General features: G+C 56.6%; 25 protein-coding genes, 5 tRNA genes and 1 other annotated feature. Of the genes, 10 read left to right on the plus strand and 20 right to left on the minus strand.

What is annotated here, in order from left to right:
- Nucleotides 1-268: 268 nt before the first annotated feature.
- The 3 genes from clpB to rluD form a co-directional block, all read right to left on the minus strand.
- Nucleotides 269-2,842, minus strand: coding sequence for an ATP-dependent chaperone ClpB (gene clpB, locus ACJ8PL_RS15305; RefSeq protein ID WP_025301647.1), 2,574 nt, complete (start codon nt 2,840-2,842; stop codon nt 269-271).
- 130 nt (nt 2,843-2,972) lie between these two features.
- Nucleotides 2,973-3,704, minus strand: coding sequence for a purine nucleoside phosphorylase YfiH (yfiH, locus tag ACJ8PL_RS15310; RefSeq protein ID WP_079451051.1), 732 nt, complete (start codon nt 3,702-3,704; stop codon nt 2,973-2,975).
- Nucleotides 3,704-4,681: a 23S rRNA pseudouridine(1911/1915/1917) synthase RluD gene (gene rluD, locus ACJ8PL_RS15315; RefSeq protein ID WP_028127833.1), complete on the minus strand. Its 978-nt coding sequence runs from the start codon at nt 4,679-4,681 to the stop codon at nt 3,704-3,706. The genes yfiH and rluD overlap by 1 nt, the downstream gene beginning before the upstream one ends.
- Nucleotides 4,682-4,812: 131 nt before the next feature.
- On the opposite strand from rluD, the gene bamD reads away from it, so the two are divergent.
- The 4 genes from bamD to pheA all read left to right on the plus strand — a co-directional run bounded on the left by bamD (nt 4,813) and on the right by pheA (nt 7,647).
- Nucleotides 4,813-5,544: an outer membrane protein assembly factor BamD gene (bamD, locus tag ACJ8PL_RS15320; RefSeq protein ID WP_004932456.1), complete on the plus strand. Its 732-nt coding sequence runs from the start codon at nt 4,813-4,815 to the stop codon at nt 5,542-5,544.
- Nucleotides 5,545-5,856: 312 nt separating this feature from the next.
- Nucleotides 5,857-6,198, plus strand: coding sequence for a ribosome-associated translation inhibitor RaiA (gene raiA / locus ACJ8PL_RS15325; protein WP_004932457.1), 342 nt, complete (start codon nt 5,857-5,859; stop codon nt 6,196-6,198).
- A gap of 122 nt (nt 6,199-6,320) precedes the next feature.
- Nucleotides 6,321-6,447: a sequence feature (Phe leader region), on the plus strand.
- Nucleotides 6,322-6,369 carry a hypothetical protein gene (locus ACJ8PL_RS15330; RefSeq protein ID WP_101428074.1) on the plus strand — a complete coding sequence of 16 codons (48 nt, stop codon included), beginning with the start codon at nt 6,322-6,324 and terminating at the stop codon, nt 6,367-6,369. Its footprint overlaps the feature before it by 48 nt.
- 42 nt (nt 6,448-6,489) lie before the next feature.
- Entirely contained in the window at nt 6,490-7,647 is a 1,158-nt protein-coding gene (gene pheA / locus ACJ8PL_RS15335) for a bifunctional chorismate mutase/prephenate dehydratase (protein WP_033641293.1), read from the plus strand.
- A gap of 54 nt (nt 7,648-7,701) precedes the next feature.
- Here pheA and tyrA read toward each other — a convergent pair whose 3' ends face one another.
- Both tyrA and ACJ8PL_RS15345 read right to left on the minus strand, forming a co-directional pair.
- Nucleotides 7,702-8,823, minus strand: a complete 1,122-nt coding sequence (gene tyrA, locus ACJ8PL_RS15340; RefSeq protein WP_033641292.1) for a bifunctional chorismate mutase/prephenate dehydrogenase — start codon at nt 8,821-8,823, stop codon at nt 7,702-7,704.
- A 3-nt stretch (nt 8,824-8,826) separates the two neighbouring features.
- Entirely contained in the window at nt 8,827-9,903 is a 1,077-nt protein-coding gene (locus ACJ8PL_RS15345) for a 3-deoxy-7-phosphoheptulonate synthase (RefSeq protein ID WP_016929016.1), read from the minus strand.
- A gap of 495 nt (nt 9,904-10,398) precedes the next feature.
- Between ACJ8PL_RS15345 and ACJ8PL_RS15350 the strand changes: the two genes are divergently transcribed.
- The 4 genes from ACJ8PL_RS15350 to ACJ8PL_RS15365 all read left to right on the plus strand — a co-directional run bounded on the left by ACJ8PL_RS15350 (nt 10,399) and on the right by ACJ8PL_RS15365 (nt 12,418).
- Nucleotides 10,399-11,163 carry a DUF481 domain-containing protein gene (locus ACJ8PL_RS15350; RefSeq protein ID WP_028127834.1) on the plus strand — a complete coding sequence of 255 codons (765 nt, stop codon included), beginning with the start codon at nt 10,399-10,401 and terminating at the stop codon, nt 11,161-11,163.
- 243 nt (nt 11,164-11,406) lie between these two features.
- Complete coding sequence (locus tag ACJ8PL_RS15355) at nt 11,407-11,628, plus strand: HP1 family phage holin (RefSeq protein ID WP_016929019.1); 222 nt, start codon at nt 11,407-11,409, stop codon at nt 11,626-11,628.
- Nucleotides 11,612-12,124, plus strand: coding sequence for a lysozyme (locus ACJ8PL_RS15360; RefSeq protein ID WP_079450105.1), 513 nt, complete (start codon nt 11,612-11,614; stop codon nt 12,122-12,124). The genes ACJ8PL_RS15355 and ACJ8PL_RS15360 overlap by 17 nt, the downstream gene beginning before the upstream one ends.
- A 66-nt stretch (nt 12,125-12,190) precedes the next feature.
- Nucleotides 12,191-12,418 carry an ogr/Delta-like zinc finger family protein gene (locus ACJ8PL_RS15365; protein ID WP_016929021.1) on the plus strand — a complete coding sequence of 76 codons (228 nt, stop codon included), beginning with the start codon at nt 12,191-12,193 and terminating at the stop codon, nt 12,416-12,418.
- Between the two features lie 143 nt (nt 12,419-12,561).
- Here the strand turns inward: ACJ8PL_RS15365 and rplS are convergent, their stop codons facing one another.
- The 5 genes from rplS to ffh all read right to left on the minus strand — a co-directional run bounded on the left by rplS (nt 12,562) and on the right by ffh (nt 16,178).
- On the minus strand, nt 12,562-12,918 hold the full coding sequence (gene rplS / locus ACJ8PL_RS15370; RefSeq protein ID WP_015376707.1) for a 50S ribosomal protein L19: 357 nt from the start codon (nt 12,916-12,918) through the stop codon (nt 12,562-12,564).
- A 48-nt stretch (nt 12,919-12,966) separates the two neighbouring features.
- Nucleotides 12,967-13,734 (minus strand): tRNA (guanosine(37)-N1)-methyltransferase TrmD, encoded by a 768-nt coding sequence (gene trmD, locus ACJ8PL_RS15375; protein WP_016929022.1) that lies wholly within the window; start codon nt 13,732-13,734, stop codon nt 12,967-12,969.
- A 52-nt stretch (nt 13,735-13,786) separates the two neighbouring features.
- The gene (gene rimM, locus ACJ8PL_RS15380; protein ID WP_019455135.1) at nt 13,787-14,335 is read right to left on the minus strand and encodes a ribosome maturation factor RimM; all 549 of its coding nucleotides are present in this window, start codon (nt 14,333-14,335) and stop codon (nt 13,787-13,789) included.
- A gap of 18 nt (nt 14,336-14,353) precedes the next feature.
- Nucleotides 14,354-14,602 carry a 30S ribosomal protein S16 gene (gene rpsP, locus ACJ8PL_RS15385; RefSeq protein WP_004932501.1) on the minus strand — a complete coding sequence of 83 codons (249 nt, stop codon included), beginning with the start codon at nt 14,600-14,602 and terminating at the stop codon, nt 14,354-14,356.
- A gap of 214 nt (nt 14,603-14,816) precedes the next feature.
- Nucleotides 14,817-16,178 carry a signal recognition particle protein gene (ffh, locus tag ACJ8PL_RS15390; protein WP_004932504.1) on the minus strand — a complete coding sequence of 454 codons (1,362 nt, stop codon included), beginning with the start codon at nt 16,176-16,178 and terminating at the stop codon, nt 14,817-14,819.
- 169 nt (nt 16,179-16,347) lie between these two features.
- On the opposite strand from ffh, the gene ACJ8PL_RS15395 reads away from it, so the two are divergent.
- Nucleotides 16,348-17,139, plus strand: a complete 792-nt coding sequence (locus tag ACJ8PL_RS15395; protein ID WP_004932506.1) for a cytochrome C assembly family protein — start codon at nt 16,348-16,350, stop codon at nt 17,137-17,139.
- 42 nt (nt 17,140-17,181) lie between these two features.
- A complete protein-coding gene (locus ACJ8PL_RS15400) occupies nt 17,182-18,471 on the plus strand; it encodes an HlyC/CorC family transporter (RefSeq protein WP_016929024.1) in 1,290 nt (429 codons plus the stop codon).
- Between the two features lie 65 nt (nt 18,472-18,536).
- Here the strand turns inward: ACJ8PL_RS15400 and luxS are convergent, their stop codons facing one another.
- The 10 genes from luxS to csrA form a co-directional block, all read right to left on the minus strand.
- Nucleotides 18,537-19,052: an S-ribosylhomocysteine lyase gene (gene luxS, locus ACJ8PL_RS15405; protein WP_004932513.1), complete on the minus strand. Its 516-nt coding sequence runs from the start codon at nt 19,050-19,052 to the stop codon at nt 18,537-18,539.
- Nucleotides 19,053-19,218: 166 nt separating this feature from the next.
- The gene (gene gshA / locus ACJ8PL_RS15410; RefSeq protein WP_025301637.1) at nt 19,219-20,781 is read right to left on the minus strand and encodes a glutamate--cysteine ligase; all 1,563 of its coding nucleotides are present in this window, start codon (nt 20,779-20,781) and stop codon (nt 19,219-19,221) included.
- Between the two features lie 82 nt (nt 20,782-20,863).
- Nucleotides 20,864-21,292 (minus strand): YqaA family protein, encoded by a 429-nt coding sequence (locus ACJ8PL_RS15415; protein WP_117287129.1) that lies wholly within the window; start codon nt 21,290-21,292, stop codon nt 20,864-20,866.
- The gene (gene yqaB, locus ACJ8PL_RS15420) at nt 21,289-21,855 is read right to left on the minus strand and encodes a fructose-1-phosphate/6-phosphogluconate phosphatase (protein ID WP_004932523.1); all 567 of its coding nucleotides are present in this window, start codon (nt 21,853-21,855) and stop codon (nt 21,289-21,291) included. Before yqaB ends, ACJ8PL_RS15415 begins: the two co-directional genes overlap by 4 nt.
- Nucleotides 21,856-22,170: 315 nt before the next feature.
- Nucleotides 22,171-22,247: transfer RNA gene (locus ACJ8PL_RS15425), tRNA-Arg, on the minus strand.
- 75 nt (nt 22,248-22,322) lie between these two features.
- Nucleotides 22,323-22,399: transfer RNA gene (locus ACJ8PL_RS15430), tRNA-Arg, on the minus strand.
- Between the two features lie 52 nt (nt 22,400-22,451).
- A tRNA-Arg gene (locus ACJ8PL_RS15435) sits at nt 22,452-22,528 on the minus strand.
- Between the two features lie 61 nt (nt 22,529-22,589).
- A tRNA-Arg gene (locus ACJ8PL_RS15440) sits at nt 22,590-22,666 on the minus strand.
- A 3-nt stretch (nt 22,667-22,669) separates the two neighbouring features.
- Nucleotides 22,670-22,762, minus strand: a tRNA-Ser gene (locus ACJ8PL_RS15445).
- A 310-nt stretch (nt 22,763-23,072) separates the two neighbouring features.
- A complete protein-coding gene (gene csrA, locus ACJ8PL_RS15450; RefSeq protein ID WP_004091602.1) occupies nt 23,073-23,258 on the minus strand; it encodes a carbon storage regulator CsrA in 186 nt (61 codons plus the stop codon).
- Nucleotides 23,259-23,328 lie beyond the last annotated feature (70 nt).

Raw genomic sequence — 23,328 nt, forward strand, 5'->3', positions numbered from 1 at the left:
TCTCGCTGACCCGGCGGCTTGTCAGTCGTTGTTCCCGGTCAGTGGAGGCGCATTATAGGGAGTTCTCGGCAGGCCGCAACCCCTAATTGCAAAAAACTTTTCAAGCGTTCAAATAATCACCAGAAATGCCTTTTTAGGATGTTTATTAGTCAAAAAACACCGGTTTTAGCGCAGTAATAGCGGCAAACCCTGCAAACAGGAGCAAACGAAGATAAAGAAAAGGGAGCGGTCACCCGCTCCCTTTCATCTTTAATAGGCTTAACTGTCGTTATTGGCGTGCAACGATATGGTCGTTTTCCACATCCAGCGTTACCAGCTTGCCGGGGATCAGCTTGCCAGACAGGATTTGCTGCGCCAGCGGGTTCTCGATCTCCTGCTGAATAGCACGTTTCAACGGACGCGCACCATACACAGGGTCGTAACCGGTTTTGCTCAACAGTGCCAGGGCCGGTTCGGTCATGGTCACTTCGTAACCGCGCTCTTCCAAACGCTTGTACAGACGCGACAGCTGAATCTTGGCGATTGCAGCAATGTGTTTCTCGCCCAGCGGATGGAACACCACCACTTCATCGATACGGTTGATGAACTCCGGACGGAAGTGGTGACTCACCATCTCCATCACCGACTCTTTCATCTGCGCGTAGTTCATCTGACCGAAATGCTCCTGGATCAGATCGGACCCCAGGTTGGACGTCATGATCACCACAGTATTGCGGAAATCGACGGTGCGGCCCTGGCCATCGGTCAGGCGGCCGTCATCCAACACCTGCAACAGAATATTGAATACGTCCGGGTGCGCTTTCTCGACTTCATCCAGCAGGATCACCGAGTAAGGCCGGCGGCGCACGGCTTCCGTCAGGTAGCCGCCCTCTTCATAGCCGACATAACCCGGAGGCGCGCCGACCAGACGCGAAACGGAGTGTTTCTCCATAAACTCGGACATGTCGATACGCACCATGGCGTCGTCGCTGTCGAACAGGAACGAAGCCAGTGCCTTGCAGAGCTCGGTTTTCCCCACCCCGGTCGGGCCAAGGAACAGGAATGAACCGATCGGCCGGTTAGGATCGGACAACCCGGCGCGGCTGCGGCGGATAGCGTTAGAGACCGCGCTGACCGCTTCGTCCTGGCCAATCACTCGCGAATGCAGCTCTTGCTCCAGACGCAGCAGCTTGTCGCGCTCGCCTTCCAGCATTCTGGCCACCGGGATCCCTGTGGCGCGCGCCAGCACTTCAGCAATCTCCGCATCGGTCACCCGGTTGCGCAGCAGCTTCATGCTCTTGCCTTCGGCCTGCGTGGCGGCGGCGAGCTGTTTCTCCAGCTCAGGGATCTTGCCGTACTGCAGTTCCGACATCCGCCCCAGATCGCCGACGCGGCGCGCCTGCTCCAGGGTGATTTTGGCCTGCTCGAGTTCCGCCTTGATGTTCTGAGTACCGGAGAGCGACGCTTTTTCCGCTTTCCACTCTTCTTCCAGCTCCGAATATTCGCGTTCTTTCTGCCCCAGCTCATCGCTGAGCATGTCCAGGCGTTTCTTACTGGCGTCGTCCGACTCTTTATTCAGCGCCTGCTGTTCCAGCTTCAACTGAATGATGCGGCGCTCAAGCCGATCGAGCGATTCAGGCTTGGAGTCCATCTGCATGCGAATGCTGGACGCCGCTTCGTCGATCAGGTCGATAGCCTTGTCCGGCAATTGACGATCGGCGATATAACGGTGCGAAAGCGTTGCCGCCGCCACGATGGCCGGATCGGTGATCTGCACGTGGTGGTGCAGTTCGTAACGCTCTTTCAGGCCGCGCAGAATAGCGATAGTGTCTTCCACGCTTGGCTCCGCCACATACACTTTCTGGAAACGACGCTCGAGCGCCGCATCCTTCTCTATATATTGACGATACTCATCCAGCGTGGTGGCACCGACGCAGTGCAGCTCGCCGCGCGCCAGCGCCGGCTTGAGCATATTACCCGCATCCATCGCGCCATCCGCCTTACCGGCGCCGACCATGGTGTGCAGTTCGTCGATAAACAGGATAACGCTGCCTTCCTGCTTGGCCAGATCGTTGAGCACGCCTTTCAGACGCTCTTCAAACTCGCCGCGGTATTTGGCGCCGGCGATCAAAGCGCCCATATCGAGGGACAATACGCGCTTGTGCTTCAGCCCTTCCGGCACTTCGCCGTTGATGATGCGCTGCGCCAGGCCTTCGACGATGGCGGTTTTACCTACGCCAGGTTCGCCGATCAGCACCGGGTTGTTTTTGGTGCGGCGTTGCAGCACCTGAATGGTACGACGGATCTCTTCGTCACGGCCGATCACCGGGTCAAGCTTGCCCTGCTCGGCGCGTTCGGTCAGATCGATCGTGTATTTCTTCAATGCCTGCCGTTGGTCTTCGGCGCCTTGGTCTTCCACGCTGTCACCGCCTCTCATTTGTTCAATGGCTTTGCTAATTTTGTCGGCCGTCGCGCCGGCCGCTTTCAACAAGTCGGTCAACGAGCCGCGGTCTTCCAGCACCGCAAGCACAAACAGCTCGGAAGAAATGAATTTGTCCGCGCGCTTCTGCGCCAGCTTGTCGCACAGGTTCAGAACGCGCACCAGCTCATGGGACGGTTGAACGTCGCCACCGGTGCCTTCTACCTGCGGTAAACGGGACAGCGCCTGTTCGATCTCGGTGCGCACGCGCCCGGCATCGATACCTGCGGAAGTTAATAGTGGACGAACCGTGCCCCCTTCCTGATTGAGCAGGGCGCTCATCAGATGTAGCGGTTCAATAAACTGGTTGTCGTGCCCAAGGGCTAGTGACTGGGCATCGGCGAGGGCAAGCTGGAATTTGTTGGTAAGACGATCCAGACGCATAACACCTCCAAGATGGGTCGAAATTGCTACTGGAGATTAAATGAGGTCATCCCTCAAATTTTCAAGGTTATCTCGACGCTAAATTTTCGGTACAACGCCATGCGTCGTTGGATCGTCCTAATTCAATAGGTTATATCAGCCAGATTAAACTTGCCAGACGTCCGGTTATTCCGTCGCGCCGATAGGAGAAAAAATGGCTCATTTCGTTAACCGTACAGCGGTCGCCGCCGTAGATGGCCTGAACGCCCGCACGCAACAAGCGTTGGCGAGCCAGCAAGTAGATATTAGCCAAAAACTTATCGCCGTGCGGGGCAAATGCCGCTGCGGCCTCAGCGTCTTCCGCCATGAAAGCGGCGCGCACCTCCGGCCCGACCTCAAACTGCTGCGGGCCGATCGCCGGCCCCAGCCAGGCGCTAATTTGGCCCGGCGCGGCGCTGAACGCCGCCACGGTTTGCTCCAGCACGCCGTGGCATAGCCCACGCCAGCCGGCGTGAGCGGCGGCCACTTCGTCGCCGTGCTGCGAGCAGAACAGCACCGGCAGACAATCCGCCGTCATCACGGCACACACCTGCCCCGGCACGTTGCTGTACACCGCATCCGCCCGCAGATCGGCGGGCGCTTGTCCCGTCAACGTCACCACGCGAGTGCCGTGCACCTGCTCGAGCCACACCGGCATCTGCGGCAAGCCGGCGGCGATAACCAATCGTTCCCGATTGCGCTTCACCGCTTGCTCCTCGTCACCGACGTGAGCGCCGAGGTTCAGCGAGTCATAAGGCGGCAGGCTGACGCCGCCGCGACGCGTGGTGCTGCAGGCCTTAACGCCGGCAGGCAACGGCCAGTCAGGCAGAATGAGCGAGCTCATTACCAGTCCATCTGATCTTTGAATTCTTCGGTGTCCGCCTTCAGCGCGTTGATCAGATCGACCATGTCCTGCGGCAGCGGCGCATGCCACTCCATCTGAATACCGCTAATCGGATGATACAAACGCAGCATAGTGGCGTGCAGCGCCTGACGGTCAAAACCGCGCAGCGTATTGATGAAGGCTTCCGAAGCGCCTTTCGGCGGACGCGGACGACCGCCGTACAGCGGATCGCCCACCAACGGATGGCTGATATAGGCCATGTGCACGCGGATCTGGTGAGTACGGCCGGTTTCCAGGCGCAGGCGCAGGCGGGTGTGCGCGCGGAAGTGTTCCATGATGCGGTAGTGCGTTACCGCCGGTTTACCCATCGGGTGCACCGCCATATGGGTACGCTTGGTGGAATGACGCGCGATAGGCTCTTCTACCGTGCCGCCGGCGGTCATGGTGCCGATCGCCACCGCTTCGTATTCACGGGTGATTTCACGCGCCTGCAGCGCTTCCACCAGCCGGGTTTGGGCCGGCACGGTTTTCGCCACCACCATCAGGCCGGTGGTGTCTTTGTCCAGACGGTGCACGATGCCGGCGCGCGGCACGTCGGCGATTTCCGGGTAGTGATATAGCAGCGCATTGAGCACCGTGCCGTCCGGGTTACCGGCGCCAGGGTGCACCACCAAATCGCGCGGTTTGTTGATCACCAGGATGTCGCTGTCTTCATAGACGATATCCAGCGCGATATCCTGTGGCTCCCAACGCGCCTCTTCTTCAATCTGTGCATCGATGGCGACGGTCTCTCCGCCCAGCACCTTCTCTTTCGGTTTGTTTGACGTTTTGCCATTGACCTTCACCCGATCGCCCAGGATCCACTCTTTTATGCGAGATCGTGAATAATCAGGGAACAATTCGGCCAAAGCCTGATCTAAACGTTGTCCGAGTTGAGATTCGGCCACCGTTGCGGTGAGTTGTACTTGTTGTGCCATATGCAGCTTCTTCGTTAACGTTGGGTTTTCACGGCGATGCCGTTTAATATAATGTGCTATTGTACCTGGTCTTTGTCGGGAGCTTAACGGACAGTCTCCCGGAATAACACCCTGAGGATAATCAAAACGTCATGACGCGTATGAAATATCTGGTGGCGGCAGCCACGTTGAGCCTGGCGCTGGCAGGTTGCTCCACATCCAAGGATGCGGTTCCCGACAACCCACCTTCGGAAATCTATGCTACCGCGCAGCAAAAACTGCAGGACGGTAACTTCAAGGGCGCGATTACGCAACTCGAAGCGTTAGATAACCGCTATCCTTTCGGGCCGTATTCCCAGCAGGTCCAGCTGGATTTGATTTACGCCTACTATAAGGCCGCCGACTTGCCGATGGCTCAGGCATCCATCGATCGCTTCATGCGTCTGAACCCGACGCACCCGAACATCGATTACGTGATGTACATGCGCGGTCTGACCGACATGGCGCTCGATGACAGCGCGCTGCAGGGCTTCTTCGGGGTTGACCGTTCTGACCGCGATCCTCAGCACGCTCGCGCTGCGTTCCGCGACTTCAGCCAGTTGATTCAGCAATACCCGAACAGCCAATACGCGACCGACGCCAACAAGCGTTTGGTGTATCTGAAAGACCGCTTGGCCAAGTATGAGCTTTCGGTGGCGGAATACTACACTAAACGCGGTGCTTACGTCGCGGTCGTTAATCGCGCCGAGCAGATGTTGCGTGAATTCCCGGATACCAAAGCGACGCACGACGTGTTGCCGCTGATGGAAAATGCCTACAAGCAGCTGCAGCTGAACGGCCAGGCTGACAAAGTGGCCAAAGTGATCGCCGCCAACCCGCAATAAGCGCGCGTCGGCAACGGCAGAAAAGCAAAACGGCAGCCTCGGCTGCCGTTTTCATTGGCGTCGACCTAGTTTTCACTGGAAAAATACACAAGTAAAAACACGGTGTTAGCTAGCGCTCCTCACCGGTCAACTCATCAATAATGCGCCATCCGGCGACAACTCTCAAGCATTAGATAGCCAATTCAAATGCTGAATCACAGATTGAACTAACTTTGCAAAAAGTGACAAAAAATCGTGATTTACATCACGCATTTAAACAAAAAGCGGGGTATGCTGGATTCACCAAGACGGAAAGACAGAGAGGTAAGTTATATGACATTGAACATTACCAGCAAACAAATGGATATCACTCCCGCAATCCGCAATCACGTCGAAGACCGTCTCACCAAACTGGAAAAATGGCAGACCCAGCTGATTAACCCGCATATCGTCTTATCCAAAGAACCGCAAGGGTTTGTCGCCGATGCTACCATTACCACGCCTAACGGCCCGCTGGTCGCCAGCGCCAAACATGATGACATGTATACCGCCGTTAATGAGCTGATCGCCAAGCTGGAGCGCCAGCTGAACAAGGTGCAGCACAAAGGCGAAGCGCGCCGCTGCAATGCCAGCGTGAAAGACATCGTGCCGGAAGTCACGCAAGAGCAGGAATAACCCTCCGACTGCGGTTGCCGCATCAAACGCGCCCGAGGGCGCGTTTTTTGTCGGGTATTTTTGTTGACGGGGTAAAAGCCAGCGGTTACTTTAAAACCTGTTCGCATTAACCTTAGGTAGACCATGCCACGCACACCGTTTTTCTTCGCATTCTTTTTTACCTTCCCCTGACTGGGAGGCGTTTCGTCGTGTAAGAAAGAATGCGAAGACGAACAACAAGGCCTCCTGGAAACAGGAGGCTTTTTTTATGGCTGTTTTACAACGAATAAGAATTGAAGGCGGAAGCTGATTATGACTGACAACCCGTTATTGGTGCTGCGCGAGCGCATCAGCGCACTGGACTTGAAACTGTTGGCCCTGCTGGCGGAACGCCGTGAACTGGCGATCGAAGTCGGCAAGACCAAGCTGCACTCTCACCGTCCGATCCGCGACAAAGAGCGCGAACGCGATCTGCTGGATGCGCTGATCGCCGCCGCCAAACCCTACGACCTGGACGGCTTCTACGTCACCCGCCTGTTCCAACTGATTATCGAAGATTCCGTTCTGACCCAGCAGGCGCTGCTGCAGCACCAGCTCAACCCTGTCAGCCAACACGCCGCACGCATCGCCTTCCTCGGCCCGAAAGGCTCTTATTCACATCTGGCGGCACGCCAATATGCCGCCCGCCATTTCGATCGGCTGATAGAATGCGGTTGCCAGAAGTTTCAGGATATCTTCGCCCAGGTGGAAACCGGCCAGGCGGACTACGCAATTTTGCCGATCGAGAATACCAGTTCCGGTTCGATTAACGAGGTGTACGATCTGCTGCAGCACACCAGCCTGTCGATCGTCGGCGAACTGACCAACCCGATCGACCACTGTGTTCTGGTGGCCGGCGATAGCGACCTGAGCCAGATTGAAACCGTCTACAGCCATCCGCAGCCGTTCCAACAGTGCAGCCAGTTCCTTAACCGCTTCCCGCACTGGAAAATCGAGTACACCGAAAGCACCGCCGCGGCGATGGAGAAAGTCGCCAAGCTGAATTCGCCGAAGGTGGCGGCGCTGGGCAGCGAGGCCGGCGGCGCGTTATACGGGCTGCAGGTGCTGGAACACAACCTCGCCAACCAGCAGCAGAACATCACTCGCTTCATCGTCCTGGCGCGCAAAGCGATCGACGTATCTGAACAGGTGCCGGCCAAAACCACGCTGATTATGGCGACCGGCCAGCAATCCGGCGCGTTGGTCGAAGCGCTGCTGGTTCTGCGCGACAACGGCATCATCATGACCAAACTGGAATCACGCCCGATCAACGGCAATCCGTGGGAAGAGATGTTTTATATCGATGTGCAAGCCAATCTGCGTGCCGACGCGATGCAAAAAGCGCTGCGCGATCTGGCGCCAATCACCCGCTCGCTGAAGGTACTGGGCTGTTACCCAAGCGACACCGTGGTGCCGGTCAACCCATCCTGAAACCATAAAAAAAGGTTCGGCCAAGCCGAACCCTTTACGTTTACCGCCCGCGTTTTACTGTCGGCTGTCGTTAGCCTGCCGCAACAGCGTGCGGCTCTCCACCAGGAAGCGTTGGGCGTAATCGCCGAACCAGTGCTCCACCTTGCGGAAACTGTCGATAAACGCCTGTTTGTCGCCATGCTCCAACAGCTTTATCGCCTCGCCGAAGCGCTGGTAGTAACGCTTAATCAGCGCCACGTTTTCTTCCGACGACATGATGATATCGGCGTAAAGTTGCGGATCCTGCGCAAACAGGCGGCCAACCATCGCCAGCTCCAACCGGTAGATCGGCGAGGAGAGCGCCAGCAACTGCTCCAGTTGCACGTTCTCTTCCGCCAGATGCAACCCGTAGGCGAAGGTGGCGAAGTGCCGCAGCGCCTGAATAAACGCCATGTTCTGATCGTGTTCGACCGCGCTGATGCGATGCAGCCGCGCGCCCCACACCTGCAGCTGCTCAAGCAACCATTGGTAAGCCTCCGGCTGGCGGCCATCGCAGTAAACCACTACCTGCTTCGCCACGCTGCCCACGTCCGGGCCGAACATCGGGTGCAATCCCACCACAGGGCCGCTGTGCGCCGCCAACATCGCATGCAGCGGACGGTTCTTCACCGACGCCAAATCCACCAGAATACAGTCGGCAGGCAGCGTCGGCAGGCGGCTTATCACCTGCTCGGTCACATGGATCGGCACGCTGACGATCACCATGCCGGCGTCTGCCAGCAGCTGTTCCGCCTGCGGCCAATCTTCCTGATCCAATACCCTGACCTGATAACCCGACAGCGTCAGCAAGCGGTTGAACAGCCGGCCCATCTGGCCGTTGCCGCCGATGATGACGATCGGCCGCAGCTGCGGACACAGAGTTTTAAAGCCTTTATCATTCTCGCTGACGTACGATTCGCGCATCACGCGGCGCAAGACGTCCTCGATCAGATCCGGCGGCACCCCGAGGTTTTCCGCCTCCTGGCGACGCGAGGCCAGCATCGCGGCTTCGCGCTCCGGTACGTAAACCGGCAGGCCATGACGGCTTTTGACTTCGCCCACTTCCGCTACCAGATGCAGGCGTTTCGCCAGCAGATCCAGCAGCGCTTTATCCACCTCATCGATTTGATCGCGCAGCGCGGTCAGTTCTGCCACCATAACTTACTTTTCTCCCGTGCGAGCCGTCAGCGCAGCGCCGAGTTCCTGATGCATATGACGCAGCAGAGTTTCCGTGCTCTCCCAGTTGATGCAGGCATCGGTGACGGACACCCCGTAACGCATGTCTGCACGCGGCTGTTCGGAAGACTGGTTGCCCTCATGCAGATGGCTCTCCAGCATGATGCCGGTGATCGAACGGTTACCCGCCTTGATCTGCTCCACCACGGACTCGGCAACCGCCGGCTGACGGCGATAGTCTTTATTCGAGTTGCCATGGCTGCAATCTATCATCAAGGACGGATGGAGTCCCGCCTCAAGCATCTGTTTTTCACAGGCCGCAACGTGCTCAGCGCTGTAGTTCGGGGTTTTGCCGCCGCGCAGGATCACGTGTCCGTCCGGGTTGCCCTGCGTCTGCAGCAGGCAAACCTGGCCTGCCTGGTTGATGCCGACGAAGCGGTGCGGCATAGCGGCGGCGCGCATGGCGTTGATGGCGGTGCCCAAGCTGCCGTCGGTGCCGTTTTTGAAGCCGACCGGCATCGACAGGCCGGAGGCCATTTCGCGGTGGGTCTGAGATTCGGTGGTGCGCGCACCGATCGCCGACCAACTGAACAAGTCCCCCAGGTACTGCGGGCTGTTCGGATCCAACGCTTCGGTAGCCAAAGGCAAGCCCATGCCCACTAAATCCAGCAACAGGCGACGCGCGATATGCAAGCCTGCTTCAACGTCAAACGAACCGTCCATGTACGGATCGTTGATCAAACCTTTCCAGCCGACAGTGGTTCTGGGTTTTTCAAAGTAGACGCGCATAACGATATACAGCTGATCGCTCAAGTCAGCCGCCAGGGTTTTCAAACGACGGGCGTAGTCCAGCGCCGCGTCCGGATCGTGGATCGAACAAGGCCCACACACCACCAACAGGCGATGATCGCGCCCCTGCAAAATGTTGGCGATAGTGTTGCGCGCAGTGGCGATCTCATTTTCGTCGTCGGCGCTGAGCGGGAACTGGTTCTTCAGCTCCTCCGGCGTGATGAGAACCTGTTCTGCACTGATGTGTACGTTATTGAGCGCGTCTTTTTGCATGATGCTATTCCTGTCGTTTGGCGTTATGCGTTGAAATGGAACATTGAGCGTTTCAGGGCTCTACCCTATCACGATATGTAAAGTTTTCAATCCATTTTCCGTAAATAAAAAATTACCGCAATTATCCTGATTAAATCACCTTTGAAAAAGAGTTGGAAAAACCAATTAAAATACAATAAATACATGCATTTAATAAATCAAAAAAACCTTCACCACACCTTAGCCTTCCGGTCTAAGAAAAATGAATATCTGTAAATTTATTTGTACACATGATTTTACAGCGAAGATACGCCGCCGATCTCGGCACCGGCGCCTGTGCGAAGCAGGATCAGCACGAAATGCCGCCAAAAGCGATGATTTTAAGTAGAAGAAAAGCGAATAAATGAGGGATAAAAATTAAAAACTTAAGCTAATGACGGCTATTTTTGTCGCCGAAATGAACCGATATAATGTGATCGTCATCAACAATAATTCCCCTTAACAACTGGATCCAAGATGCTCTCTTCTCGCGCTCGTCGCGCTTTTCCGCTGTATATTTGCTGCTTAACGACTTTCACCAGTGTTTCAGCCCTTGCCGACAATACGCTTTTCACCGCGATGGACGATCCGGCCACCGCCAAGAAACCGTTCGAAGGCAACGTGCAGGCGGGCTACAACGCCCAGTCAGGCAACTCGCAGAGCTCCACCCTGTTGGCCAACACCAACATGACCTGGTTCAATAGCGACGCGGCGTACAGCCTGTGGGGGGCGGCCAACAACACCACCTCCTCCAACGTGCGCTCGTCCGAAAAATACCAGGCCGGTGGCCGTACGCGCTATAACCTGACCGATCGCAACTACCTGTTCGGTCAGGCCAGCTGGCTGAGTGACCGTTTCAACGGTTACGACTCACGCTCCACGCTGACCGGCGGCTACGGCCGTCAGCTCCTTAACGGGCCGCTCAGTGACCTGCGGGTGGAATTCGGTCCCGGCGTGCGCCATGACGAGTACCATGGCGGCGGCCGTGCAACCAAGGGGCTAGCCTATGGTGCGGCCAACTATTCCTATCAGTTGACCGATAACACCAAGTTCATTCAGGGCGTTTCCGCGCTGGCGAACGAAGAAACCACGCTGAACTCGGAAAGCGCGTTGAACGTGGCGATCAACGATCGCTTCTCATTGCGCGTAGCTTACACCGTGACCTACAACAGCAAACCGCCGGCCTCGGCGCCGAAGAACACCGACACGACGACCTCGGTCACGCTGGTCTACGGCCTGTAATCTCCCCCCATTATTTCTCGAAGCCCATCATTGATGGGCTTTTTTTATGCCGGCCGCCCTCTTTTGCACAATCTGCTAAAAATATTCATCCCACCCATTGACGACTTTAGCAAATAGCTTAATACTGTATGCATATACAGTAATTATCATACAGACCAGGAGCATGATGGATATCGATAGCGAGCTCTCACGCATCGATGCCTCCGGCTCCCGAGATTCTGTAAACGAAGCGAGCATAAGGCTATGGAGAAAATCACCTCATTCATCACCTACGCCATGGCGCTGTTTCTCGCCTGGCTCGGCAAGCTGTCTCCGCAGGACATTGCCTTTTTAGTCGGTGCGGCGGTAGGCATCGGCACGTTTCTGGTGAACTGGTACTACCGACGTAAAAGCCTGCAGATCTTGAAGGCCATTGAGCGCAATGCGACATCTCGGAGGAACATTTACGATGAGTGCAACCGTTAAGCGCTGCAGCGTCGCCGCCGTTTTGGCCATCGCCGTGCTGTTGCCGTCATTTGGCGAGCTGCAAACCTCAGAAGCCGGTCTCAGGCTGATCGCCGATCTCGAAGGTTGCCGCCTGTCGCCTTACCAGTGCAGCGCCGGGGTGTGGACGCAGGGCATTGGGCACACCGCTGGCGTCATCCCTGATAAAGCGATCGATGAACGCAAAGCCGCGATGGATTTGGTCGACGATGTTCGCCGCACCGAGCGCGGCATGGCCACCTGCCTGCCGGATACGCTCTCGCAACAAACCTATGATGCGGTGATCGCTTTCGCCTTCAATGTGGGCGTCAGCGCAGCCTGCCGCTCTACGCTGGTCGCGCTGCTGCAACAGCGCCAGTGGCGGCAGGCCTGCGATCAGCTGCCACGCTGGGTTTACGTAAACGGAAAGAAAAACAAAGGGCTGGAACAGCGACGCGCCATGGAACGCGCACTGTGCTTGCAAGGCATTGCCTCATGATGACGAGTTCGCTCGCCAAAGGATGATGCCACACCAATTTCACTTAATTTGTTCAAGGGGGTTCTTATGATGCACTGTCCACTATGCGGTCACGTGGCCCACACTCGCTCCAGCCGCTATTTGAGCGAGTCGACCAAAGAGCGTTACCATCAATGCCGCAACATCAATTGCAGTTGCACGTTCGCCACGCACGAGTCCGTTGCACGGGTGATAGTCAAACCTGGCGATGACATTGTCCCGGCGCAGCCGCACCCGCCGGAAAATCAACATAAACAAAGCGCCGCCGCGCTGTAATGCCAAAAGCCCGCTGACGGAGGCTTTTTAATGTCACGGCCAGGCAGCTAAGCCTCTCAAATGCAACGTGATAGATTTTTCAGATAAAAAAAGGGGTTGGCACAATGCCAACCCCTGATAACTATTAACTTTTGGATGCAGCGTTAGTTAACGCGGTTCAGACGCTCTTTGATACGAGCAGCCTTACCAGTACGTTCACGCAGGTAGTACAGTTTAGCTTTACGAACGGCACCACGACGTTTAACAGTAATGCTGTCGATTACTGGGGAGTGAGTCTGGAATACGCGCTCAACACCTTCGCCGTTGGAAATCTTACGAACAGTGAATGCAGAGTGCAGACCGCGGTTACGGATAGCGATAACCACGCCCTCGAATGCCTGCAGACGTTTTTTGCTACCTTCAACGACCCATACCTTCACTTCCACGGAATCACCCGGACGGAATGCAGGTACGTCTTGTTTCATCTGCTCTTGTTCAAGTTGCTTAATAATGTTGCTCATAATATGTCTCTTACCCTAGGTAAACTGATATATCGGTCCCGTCTGATGTCAGACGCTTCCTTCATAGTCCTGTTGCCTGGTCTGATGTTCCCGTTGGAACTCAGCCAGCAACACCGCTTGCTCGTCAGTCAGAGCTAGGCTTTCTAGAAGTTCAGGTCTTCTAAGCCAGGTTCGGCCCAGCGACTGCTTTAAGCGCCAGCGACGTATCTCGGCATGGTTGCCCGACAGCAGAACCGGCGGTACTTCCATTCCTTCCAACACCTCGGGGCGGGTATAGTGCGGGCAGTCCAGCAATCCGTCGGCGAAGGAGTCTTCCTCCGCTGAGGCCTGATGGCCCAGCACACCCGGTATGAAACGGGCGACTGAATCAATCAGGGTCATCGCCGGCAGTTCCCCGCCGCTGAGAACGTAATCGCCGATTGACCATTCTTCGTCAATTTCGGTTTGGATTACGCGCTCGTCTATCCCTTCGTAACGGCCGCACACCAGAATCATCTTCTGATTGGCCGCCAGTTCGCACACGCCGGTTTGATCCAGCTTGCGCCCCTGAGGTGACAGATAAATCACCTTTGCTCCCTCGCCTGCCGCTGCTTTCGCCGCATGAATGGCTTCCCGTAAAGGTTGCACCATCATCAGCATTCCCGGGCCGCCGCCGTAAGGGCGATCGTCCACGGTACGATGCCGGTCGTAGGTGAAGTCGCGCGGACTCCAACACTGCACGCTCAGCAGGCCATTTTTTACTGCCCGGCCAGTCACCCCGTAATCGGTGATAGCACGGAACATCTCAGGAAACAGGCTTACAATACCGATGAACACAAGCCAATCCCCTTACCGTTATTCCACTTGCTTCGACCGTTTGATCCGGGGGTCAAAAACCAGGATCCCAATCTGCCTCAATCACGCGGGCAGTGAGATCGACTTTCTTGATAACCTGCCCATGAAGAAACGGAATCAACCGCTCCTTCATGCCGAACGCATCTTTCAGGTTCGCTTTCACAACCATCACATCGTTCGAGCCGGTTTCCATCATATCGATGACTTTACCCAGCTCGTAGCCGGCGGTGGTGACTACCTGGCAGCCCATCAGGTCTTTCCAGTAGTAATCGTCACCCTCCAGCGGAGGAAGTTGCTCAGAATCCACCATAATCTCGCGATTAGTCAGCAGATTCGCCGCGTCCCGATCGTCAATGCCTTTGACCTTGATGATCAGATCCTGACTGTGGCGCTTCCAGTCTTCCAACTCGATATGCTGCCACTGACCCGCCTGCTGGATAAACCACGGCTGATAGTCAAAAATGCTTTCGGCGTTCTCGGTGGATGAAAACACTCTGAGCCAACCACGAATGCCGTAAGCGGACCCCATTTTACCGAGTACAATCGGCTGCTTAGGCGCTACCGGTTTGAGTTGCTTGCTCATTGCCACCACCGCGACAGATTAAGCTGCTTTCTTAGCGTCTTTGATCAGCGCGTGAACGCGATCAGAAACGGTTGCACCCAGACCAACCCAGTGCTCGATGCGGTCCAGGTCCAGACGCAGTGCTTCAGCCTGACCAGAAGCGATCGGGTTGAAGAAGCCTACGCGCTCGATGAAACGACCATCACGAGCGTTGCGGCTGTCGGTCACTACTACTTGATAGAACGGACGCTTTTTAGCGCCGCCACGTGCCAAACGAATTGTTACCATAACATCCTCTTTAGTTAATAAAACAGCCGGGCCCCATTGAGGGACGGGGCCCGGTTGCAATATAAAAAGCCCGAAAATTTTACTCATTTTGGCGCAAAAAGCAATCTAAAGCGTCGATCGCAGGGGACAACTTTTGCAGCCTGTCAAATTTCGGGCGGTTTTCACCGCGAACGGCGAATGCTGAAAGCGCCCGCACTCAGCGTGCGGGGGCCCGTCAGCGGCCTGGGAAGCCCGGCGGCATCATGCCTTTCATGCCGCGCATCATCTTCGCCATACCGCCTTTCTTCATCTTCTTCATCATACGCTGCATTTCGTCGAACTGCTTCAGCAAGCGGTTGACGTCCTGCACCTGCATGCCGGCCCCCATCGCGATGCGGCGCTTGCGCGAGCCCTTGATGATTTCCGGTTTGGCGCGCTCTTTCAGCGTCATCGAGTTGATGATCGCCTCCATGCGCACCAGCACTTTGTCGTCCATCTGCGACTTGACGTTATCCGGCAGCTGGCCCGCGCCCGGCAGCTTGCTCAGCATGTTGGCCATGCCGCCCATGTTGCGCATCTGCTTGAGCTGCTCCAGGAAGTCGGTCAGATCGAAACCGTCACCCTTCTTCAGCTTGTTGGCCAGCTTCTCCGCCTGCTCGCGGTCGACCTTGCTTTCGATATCTTCGATCAGCGACAGCACGTCGCCCATGCCCAGGATGCGCGATGCCACGCGATCCGGGTAAAACGGCTCCAGCGCTTCGGTCTTCTCGCCGACGCCGAGGAACTTGATCGGCTTGCCAGTGATATGGCGGATGGACAACGCCGCACCGCCGCGCGCATCGCCGTCGACCTTGGTCAGCACCACGCCGGTCAGCGGCAGCGCTTCGTTAAACGCCTTGGCGGTATTGGCGGCGTCCTGGCCGGTCATGGCGTCGACCACGAACAGGGTTTCCACCGGCTTGATCGCCGCGTGCACCTGTTTGATCTCGTCCATCATCGCTTCGTCAACGTGCAGACGGCCGGCGGTATCGACAATAAGGACATCGTAGAACTTCAGCTTGGCCTGTTGCAGCGCGCGATTGACGATGTCGATCGGTTTTTCTTTGACGTCAGACGGGAAGAAGTCGATGCCGACGCCTTCCGCCAGCGTTTCCAGCTGTTTGATCGCCGCCGGGCGATAAACGTCCGCGGAAACCACCAACACTTTCTTCTTCTGTTTTTCTTTCAGGAACTTGCCGAGCTTACCGACGCTGGTGGTTTTACCGGCGCCCTGCAGGCCCGCCATCAGCACCACGGCCGGCGGCTGAGCCGCCAGATTCAGCTCGGTGTTGACTTCGCCCATCGCGGCGATCAGCTCGCCTTTGACGATCTTGACGAACTCCTGCCCCGGCGTCAGGCTCTTGTTGACTTCATGGCCAACCGCGCTCTCTTTGACGCGGTTGATGAAGTCGCGCACCACCGGCAGCGCAACGTCCGCTTCCAGCAATGCCATACGCACTTCACGCAGGGTTTCCTTGATATTCTCTTCGGTCAGCCGCCCGCGGCCGCTGATATTGCGCAACGTGCGCGACAATCGATCGGTTAAATTTTCAAACATCGTCTCATGCTCAACGTGTAATGACAGGCCGCTCCGGCGACACAATTGCGCCGATGATAACACGAAGCGCGCAGGATCTCTGCCTCAGCGTTGGAGATAGGTTGGAGTGAAACGCGCGCAACGCTATACTGACACTCCAATTAACCACGCCGAAGCAAAATTAAACGCTATGCCAGTTTTCTCCATTGTGGCTTTGATGGCCTACCTGCTCAGCCTTGGACTGATCATTCCCAGTTTGTTGCGGAAGAACAGCGCATACCGTCGGCTCGCCCTCGTCTCGGCGGTGGTGGCGCTGATTTGCCACGCCATCGCGCTGCAGCAGCGCATCTTTGACGTCAGCGCCGGGCAGAATCTCAGCCTGCTGAACATTGGTTCTATCGTCAGCCTGATCATCTGTTCGGTGATGACCTTCGTCGCTTCACGCGATCGCGGCTGGTTCCTGCTGCCGATCGTCTACAGCTTCGCGATGATCAATCTGGCCTTCGCCAGCTTCATGCCCGGCGAGTTCATCACTCACCTGGAAGCCAGCCCGGAATTGATGGTGCATATCGGCCTGGCGCTGTTCTCTTACGCCACCCTGATCATCGCCGCGCTCTACGCCTTACAGCTCGCCTGGCTCGACTACCTGTTGAAAAACAAGAAGCTGACCTTTAGTGCCGACATGCCGCCGCTGATGAGCATCGAGCGCAAGATGTTCCATATCACCCAGATCGGCGTGGTGCTGCTGACGCTCACCCTGTGCACCGGCCTGCTGTACATGGATAACCTGTTCAGCAAAGAGAACGTGCATAAAGCCGTGCTGTCGATCATGGCCTGGTTCGTGTATATCGTGCTGTTGTGGGGCCATTACCATGAAGGCTGGCGCGGCCGCCGCGTCGTCTGGTTCAGCTTCGCCGGCGCCTTTCTGCTGACGCTCGCCTACTTCGGCAGCCGTCTGATTCAGCAGGTGATGGTGCGCTAGGCCAGCCCGGTCCAATTCTCCCTCTCTATAAGGAATACTGCATTGGAGCATGTGTCGACGGGGACCCTCATCATTATCCTGGTGATCATGATCGTGGTCTCCGCTTACTTCTCCGCTTCCGAAACTGGCATGATGACGCTCAACCGTTATCGCCTGCGTCACCTGTCCAAACAGGGCAACCGCTCGGCGCGCCGGGTGGAGAAGCTGCTGCAAAAACCGGATCGGCTGATCGGCCTGGTGCTGATCGGCAACAACCTGGTCAACATCCTTGCCTCGGCGCTGGCGACCATCGTCGGCATGCGGCTGTATGGCGATCTGGGCGTGGCGATTGCGACCGGCATACTGACTTTCGCCGTGCTGCTGTTCGCCGAAGTGCTGCCGAAAACCTTCGCCGCGCTCTATCCGGAACGCATCGCCTTCCCCAGCAGCGTCTTGCTGGCGCCGTTGCAAAAGGTGATGTTCCCGCTGGTCTGGCTGCTCAACGGCATCACCAGCCTGACCTTGCGCCTGTTCGGCATTCGCACCAACGTGCGCATCAGCGACGCCGTCAGCAAGGATGAGCTGCGCACCATCGTGCGTGAATCCCAGTCGCAGATCTCCCGCCGCAATCAGGACATGCTGATCTCGGTGCTGGACCTGGAAAAGGTGACGGTCAACGACATCATGGTGCCGCGCACCGAGATCGTCGGCATCGACGTCAACGACGACTGGAAGTCAATCATGCGCCAGCTGACCCACTCGCCACACGGCCGCATCGTGCTGTATCGCAGCTCGCTGGACGATGCGATCGGCATGCTGCGCGTGCGCGAAGCCTATCGCCTGATGACCGAGAAAAAAGAGTTCAACAAAGAGAACCTGCTGCGCGCCGCCGATGAGATCTACTTCGTACCGGAAGGCACGCCGCTCAACGTGCAGCTGGTGAAATTCCAGCGCAATAAAGAGAAGGTCGGCATCGTGGTCGACGAGTACGGCGACATTCAGGGCCTGGTCACGGTGGAAGACATTCTCGAAGAGATCGTCGGCGATTTCACCACCTCGATGTCACCGACGCTGGCGGAAGAAGTCACGCCGCAGAGCGACGGTTCGGTCTTGATCGACGGCACCGCCAACGTGCGGGAGCTGAACAAGGCCTTCAACTGGACCTTGCCGGCCAATGAAGCCCGTACCGTCAACGGTATGCTGCTGGAAGAACTGGAAGAGATCCCCGAAATCGGCACCCGGGTGCGTATCGGCCATTACGATATCGACATTCTCGACGTACAGGGCAACATGATCAAACAGGTGCGGGTCACGCCGATCACCTCGCTGCAGTCCAGCGTCGGCCATCACTGACCGCCGGCCAGAACGTAAAAAAGACGCGAAATCGCGTCTTTTTTGTTTCTGCGGGAAACGTACGGTCAGATATGCAGCTCCTGCAGCTTCTCTTTCGGCAGCGCCAGTTCGTCGTTGTGGTTCACCACCACGCCGTTATCCAGAATGTGCTTGGCGATTTCCTGCGCTTCTTCCAGCGAGTGCATGTGGTAGGTACCACACTGGTACTCGTTCAGCTCAGGGATCTTGCGCTGGTCGGTCACTTTCAGCACGTCGGCCATCGCCGCTTTCCAGGCATCGGCAACGCGCTGCTCTTCCGGCACGCCGATCAGGCTCATGTAGAAACCGGTGCGGCAGCCCATTGGGGAGATGTCGATAATCTCCACGCCCTGGCCGTTCAGGTGGTCGCGCATAAAGCCGGCGAACAGGTGTTCCAGCGTGTGAATGCCGCGTTCGGGCATCACTTCCAGGTTCGGGCGGCAAAAGCGCAGATCAAATACCGTGATGGTATCGCCATGAGGCGTTTTCATGGTTTTCGCAACGCGGACAGCCGGGGCTGCCATACGGGTATGATCGACGGTAAAGCTATCCAGCAATGGCATTTCGCTACCTCCTCGTAAAAGAGCATTTATTTCGAAACTTTTTTTCCTAACCGGGAAACCTTTTCCAACCCTGCGAGTCTGAGTATGTGAAAGACGCGCATTTGTTATCATCATCCCTGTCATCAGAGATGCATATTTGGCCACATTGATGTGGCCTTTTTCTTTTTCAGCTTCCGCCGTTTTGCTTCAGGAACGCTTCAAAGCTTAGCGTATCATTGGCTTCTATGTCGCGTTGACGCTGCCAAGAGGCTTCCCGCTCTTTATCCAGCTCGGCTTCGTTCAGGATTTCCAACGGCTCTTCCAGCAATGTCTGGCGATACTGCTCCGCCAGCTGCAGACCGACGCGCCCGGTGCCTTCCGCCTTCATGGCCTTCAGAATGCGCGCGGAGAAGGTCAGCTCAGGGTCGTCAAATGCGGCGACCAGCTCATCGCACACCTGCTGGTATTGACGGTTGCCGGCTTCGCCGTCCAACACTTCCGCCACCCGACGCAGATCGGCGAACAGCGCCTTGCCCACGTTTTCCAGCGGTTCATGGCTGGCGCCACAGCCGATGCCGATGGTCTGGCCCGGCTTGCGCCCTTCCAGAATCACCCGGTTCCAGTTCTTGCGCGTGCACAGCAGTTCATCGCTGCTCATCTCCGGCGCATCGGCCAGCGCGCACCACACCAGGAACAGATCCAGGAAACGCGCCTGCACCGCATCCACGCCGATCGGCGAGAACGGGTTGATATCCAGCGAACGCACTTCGATGTATTCGATACCGCCGCGCAGCAGCGCGTCTGACGGCGTCTCGCCGCTTTTGGTCACGCGCTTCGGCCGGATCGGCGCATACAGCTCGTTTTCGATTTGCAGCACGTTACTGTTCAACTGCAGGTAGCGGTCACCCTCTTTCACGCCCAGCTTGGCGAACTCTTCGGAAGGCGTAACGATCGCCCGCTTCAAACCGGCCACATAGCTGTGCAGATCGTTGAAGGTGATGCCCAGATTACTCTGCGACTTGTTGGTGTAACCCAGATCGCTCAGACGCAGCGAGGTGGCGTACGGCAGGTAGCACATCCCCTGCTCGGTGCGTTCGAACGGCAGAGTGGTCTCGCGACCTTTGAGGAACGAAGAACAAATGGCCGGCGATGCGCCGAACAGATACGGGATCACCCAACCGAAACGGTAATAGTTGCGGATCAGGCGGAAATACCCCGCCGAGATCTGCTCTTTACCGCTTTCTGCGTCCTGCACGCCAGCCCAGGCCTGCCAAAACTCCAGCGGCAGCGAGAAGTTGTAGTGCACGCCGGAAATGGTCTGCATCAACGCGCCATAGCGATTCTTCAGCCCTTCGCGGTACAGCGTCTTCATGCGGCCGATGTTCGACGAACCGAACTGCGCCAGCTCAATATCCTGCTCGGCTTCGATAAAGCACGGCATGCTGAGCGGCCACATGCGCTCATCGCCAATATTGCGCGCTACGTAGCGATGAATATCGCGCAGGAACGTCAGCAGGTGATCGATATTGTCATCAACCGGCGTAATGAACTCTAACAGCGCCTCGGCGAAATCCGTGGTGATCCAGTGGTGCGTCAATGCCGCCCCCAGCTTTTCCGGATGCCCGGTAGTCGCCAAGGTGCCGTTCGGCGTGACTCGCAGCGTTTCACGCTCGATGCCGCGACGAATGCCTTTTAATGCCTGAGGGTGGGCTTCCAACCAAGAAAGCGCCTGTGATACGTCCGGGATCAAATTGACCTCCCGCTTCTAAAAACAATAACTCGTAAGCATACTGAATCCGCACCCGAGAGAATATTGAGTTATATTCACTTGGTTACTGCCACCAGACGATGCCCTGTACCGTTATCATAGTCAAAACGATGTAACGCAGCGCCTTTCCGATACACAGAAACAGCGCGACAGAGCCCCAGGGCATGCGCAGCCAACCTGCCAACACGCACAACAAATCGCCCACCACCGGCACCCAGCTGAGCAACAGCGCAGCCGGGCCGAAGCGTTGCAGCCACCCGAGCGCCGTTGCCAGCCCCCGCTGTGGTTTCAACGCCGGTAACAGGCGCCCGATAATGACATTGGTCAAGCCGCCCAGCGTGTTGCCCAGGGTCGCGGCCAGCACCAGCAATTCCGGCGAGACGCGACTCTGGGTCAGCAAAGCGACCAGAACGATTTCTGAATTTCCCGGCAGCAGCGTCGCACTGAGGAAGCTGCTGCCAAATAACGATATTACGGCTAGCGTACTACTCACAGCGTGCGAACGTCTACCACGTCCATACCGGCGCTTTTTGCCGCCTGGATGCCGAACTCGGCGTCTTCAAACACCACGCACTTTTCCGGCGGCACGCCGATAAGTTCGGCGCAGCGCAGGAAGGTGTCCGGCTCCGGTTTATGGCGCTGTACGTCGTCCGCACCGACGATCGCGTCGAAGCAGTTGAACAGGCCGAGATGACGCAGCAGCATTTCCGCCATGCGGTGCTCGCTGCCGGTGCCGACCGCCATCGGACGGCGACCGTGATAGGATTTTACCACCTCGATCAGTGGCAACGGGCGCACGCTGTCCAACAGCATCGCCTCCACCGCGCGGGTTTTCTCCGCGGCCAGATGATGGGGATCGAGATCGGCCTGGTGGCTGGCGATAATCGCCTGAGCGATGCGCCAGGTCGGTGAACCGCTCAGCGCCACCATAGCCGCTTCATCAAACGTCATGCCATAACGCGACAGCACTTCACTCCACGCTTTGCGGTGCGTTGGCTCGGTGTCCAGAATCGTGCCGTCCATGTCGAAAATAAGACCCTGATAGCGGTCGTACATCGTTACTCCATGATCGTTGAGGAAAGAAAACTACTTTAGCGTAAAGCCGTTGGGTTGTCGCTGACTGCGTCATAGCGGAATGTGCTGTGATCGATCGGGTGCAAAGAAGGAAAGGGGTGAGAGAGAATGGCTAAATGCTGAAAAGCGAAAAACCCGCCAAGGCGGGTTTCTCTTAGATGGTGCATCCGGGAGGATGATTCGGCGCCAACGCCTCACCCTGCGGGCCGTTGCTAAAGCAACGTTATCCTCCCCAAGGACACTTTCCTTTCTCCCACCCGCTTGAAGATTTCTCTTCGCGATACGGGGAGTTAAACATGGTGCATCCGGGAGGATTCGAACCTCCGACCGCTCGGTTCGTAGCCGAGTACTCTATCCAGCTGAGCTACGGATGCATGACTGTTTTTGCCGCTTGCCTGTTTCACGAATAACAGAAAAGCAAAAACCCGCTAAGGCGGGCTTCTCTTAGATGGTGCATCCGGGAGGATTCGAACCTCCGACCGCTCGGTTCGTAGCCGAGTACTCTATCCAGCTGAGCTACGGATGCATTACTATTTTTACCGCGTGCCGGCTTTGCTAATAAAGCCAGACTTGAAGAATGGTGCATCCGGGAGGATTCGAACCTCCGACCGCTCGGTTCGTAGCCGAGTACTCTATCCAGCTGAGCTACGGATGCACAGGAATTCTTTTTTGATATCGTATGGTACGTTGTTACTACCCCACCATACTGCAAAATATGGTGCATCCGGGAGGATTCGAACCTCCGACCGCTCGGTTCGTAGCCGAGTACTCTATCCAGCTGAGCTACGGATGCAAATGGCGGTGAGGCGGGGATTCGAACCCCGGATGCAGCTTTTGACCGCATACTCCCTTAGCAGGGGAGCGCCTTCAGCCTCTCGGCCACCTCACCATACGCTTCTTTCGAATTGTGCCTGACTTGCTTTGGAGAAGCTCATCGGCACTGCGTGGCGCACATATTACTTTCTCCGACTTTTAAGTCAAACAATTTTTCCCAACTCATGCGCGTTTGCACAATTCGCACCCAACATGGGCGATTTCACGGCAAAAAGGGCGTTTTATCAACAGGCAACCGCAACGTCTGCAGCAATAAAGCAGGAAACTCACCGGGAAAATAATCACGAAAAAGAAGAGGGAGAACGAAAGAAGTGGGTAAAACGATGCAGTAGCGTCTCGTCTGGCAACGAGACGCTGCTTCGGAATCAGTAAGTCGTCTGCTGAGACTTCTCTGCCTGAATGCGCTGATAGATTTCTTCACGGTGAACTGAAACCTCTTTGGGGGCGTTCACACCAATACGCACCTGGTTGCCTTTTACCCCTAGCACAGTGACCGTAACCTCATCGCCAATCATGAGGGTTTCACCAACTCGACGAGTCAGAATTAACATTCTTTGCTCCTTGAAAGATTAAAAGAGTCGGGTCTCTCAGTTTCCCCGTCATTATCCATCATATGTGGTG

The sequence above is a fragment of the Serratia sp. CY83965 genome (assembly GCF_052166375.1).
Lineage (GTDB): Bacteria > Pseudomonadota > Gammaproteobacteria > Enterobacterales > Enterobacteriaceae > Serratia > Serratia marcescens.

Coding starts and splice junctions, on each gene's coding strand:
- ACJ8PL_RS15395 (WP_004932506.1), top strand. CDS start 16,348: ATGCCAGTTTTCTCCATTGTGGCTTTGATGGCCTACCTGCTCAGCCTT.
- ACJ8PL_RS15350 (WP_028127834.1), top strand. CDS start 10,399: ATGCTCTCTTCTCGCGCTCGTCGCGCTTTTCCGCTGTATATTTGCTGC.
- yfiH (WP_079451051.1), bottom strand. CDS start 3,704: ATGAGCTCGCTCATTCTGCCTGACTGGCCGTTGCCTGCCGGCGTTAAG.
- ffh (WP_004932504.1), bottom strand. CDS start 16,178: ATGTTTGAAAATTTAACCGATCGATTGTCGCGCACGTTGCGCAATATC.
- ACJ8PL_RS15360 (WP_079450105.1), top strand. CDS start 11,612: ATGAGTGCAACCGTTAAGCGCTGCAGCGTCGCCGCCGTTTTGGCCATC.
- tyrA (WP_033641292.1), bottom strand. CDS start 8,823: ATGGTGGCAGAACTGACCGCGCTGCGCGATCAAATCGATGAGGTGGAT.
- rimM (WP_019455135.1), bottom strand. CDS start 14,335: ATGAGCAAGCAACTCAAACCGGTAGCGCCTAAGCAGCCGATTGTACTC.
- raiA (WP_004932457.1), top strand. CDS start 5,857: ATGACATTGAACATTACCAGCAAACAAATGGATATCACTCCCGCAATC.
- yqaB (WP_004932523.1), bottom strand. CDS start 21,855: ATGTACGACCGCTATCAGGGTCTTATTTTCGACATGGACGGCACGATT.
- ACJ8PL_RS15365 (WP_016929021.1), top strand. CDS start 12,191: ATGATGCACTGTCCACTATGCGGTCACGTGGCCCACACTCGCTCCAGC.
- rluD (WP_028127833.1), bottom strand. CDS start 4,681: ATGGCACAACAAGTACAACTCACCGCAACGGTGGCCGAATCTCAACTC.
- clpB (WP_025301647.1), bottom strand. CDS start 2,842: ATGCGTCTGGATCGTCTTACCAACAAATTCCAGCTTGCCCTCGCCGAT.
- pheA (WP_033641293.1), top strand. CDS start 6,490: ATGACTGACAACCCGTTATTGGTGCTGCGCGAGCGCATCAGCGCACTG.
- luxS (WP_004932513.1), bottom strand. CDS start 19,052: ATGCCATTGCTGGATAGCTTTACCGTCGATCATACCCGTATGGCAGCC.
- ACJ8PL_RS15345 (WP_016929016.1), bottom strand. CDS start 9,903: ATGCAAAAAGACGCGCTCAATAACGTACACATCAGTGCAGAACAGGTT.
- bamD (WP_004932456.1), top strand. CDS start 4,813: ATGACGCGTATGAAATATCTGGTGGCGGCAGCCACGTTGAGCCTGGCG.
- csrA (WP_004091602.1), bottom strand. CDS start 23,258: ATGTTAATTCTGACTCGTCGAGTTGGTGAAACCCTCATGATTGGCGAT.
- rplS (WP_015376707.1), bottom strand. CDS start 12,918: ATGAGCAACATTATTAAGCAACTTGAACAAGAGCAGATGAAACAAGAC.
- ACJ8PL_RS15355 (WP_016929019.1), top strand. CDS start 11,407: ATGGAGAAAATCACCTCATTCATCACCTACGCCATGGCGCTGTTTCTC.
- rpsP (WP_004932501.1), bottom strand. CDS start 14,602: ATGGTAACAATTCGTTTGGCACGTGGCGGCGCTAAAAAGCGTCCGTTC.